This window comes from Desulfovibrio inopinatus DSM 10711 (assembly GCF_000429305.1).
GTDB classification, from domain to species: Bacteria; Desulfobacterota; Desulfovibrionia; order Desulfovibrionales; family Desulfovibrionaceae; genus Alteridesulfovibrio; species Alteridesulfovibrio inopinatus.
In genome coordinates, this window is the sequence record NZ_AUBP01000073.1 from 1 (window position 1) to 1,081 (window position 1,081).

General features: G+C 55.5%; 2 protein-coding genes. Both read left to right on the forward strand.

The window, feature by feature from the left end:
- A partial coding sequence (locus G451_RS35090; protein ID WP_245587851.1) for a thrombospondin type 3 repeat-containing protein occupies nt 1-552 on the forward strand: 552 nt, incomplete at its 5' end.
- 251 nt (nt 553-803) lie between these two features.
- The coding region (locus G451_RS0120445) for a Rha family transcriptional regulator (RefSeq protein WP_027185697.1) at nt 804-1,081 on the forward strand (278 nt) is incomplete at its 3' end.

Consider the following 1,081-nt stretch of genomic DNA (forward strand, 5'->3'; position numbering starts at 1 on the left):
AGTGACGGCGTACCGGATGCCTGGGATCAATGTGCGAATACGCCAACCGAAAGCATTATTGACGCCACAGGATGTCCACAAACATTGAATATGGATGACAGCGACAAGGACGGCGTGCCGGACACGTGGGACCAATGCGCTGAGACGCCAAGCGGCAGTCTGGTCGACGCGTTGGGTTGCCCCGGTACATCTCCTGTTGAAGACGGCGACGGCGACGGCGTGCCGGATACATTGGATCAATGTGCTGATACACCGGCCGGCAGCTTGGTGGACGCCACCGGATGTCCTGGAACGTTGCAGCTTGACGACAGCGACAATGACGGCGTGCCGGATACGTTGGATCAATGTGCAGACACACCGGCCGGTAGCTTGGTGGACTCCACCGGATGCCCCGGAACGTCGCAGATTGATGATAGTGATGGTGATGGTGTGCCGGACACGTGGGACCAATGCGCGGATACGCCAAGCGGATCGGCTACGGATGCCACGGGCTGCCCGGTTGCGGCGCCAGAGGCGGAAACGATCATTTTACCAATCGTGATATCGAAGTAATTTGACTTTTTGCGGTTAGGGACTTATCCATTAAGTCCCTAACAACTTGAGGCGTCCTGCCGCCTTATCCCGCCCCAAGCGGGATTGAAACGCGGGCTTTTTGTTTTTGAGCCGAAGACATTTCCCGTTTTGGGGATGCATATATCGGCGGCATGACGTCCGGGTGTTCGTGAGACCCCGGCTGCTCATTTGGCAGGGGAGCGTCATGCTGCCTTTTTTTATTTCTTAATCCCAACCAAATGGAGGTCTTTATGACCACGGCTCAATCCCTTTCCGTTTCTTCTCCTGAATCTATTTCCATTGAATTTTTGGCCGGCGAACGTCCGGCTGTCCGGTCCGTTGACGTGGCCCGGCATTTCGGACTCAGGCACAAGCATGTCTTGCGGGATATTCGCGATTTGATCCGTAAGTTACCGGAATCATTTCATGGGACCAACTTTGGTCCCATGTCCTTCCCCGTTGAAGTCGGCAATGGAGCCGTTCGTCATGATGACGGATACCTCCTCTCCCGCGACGCCTTTACCTTGCT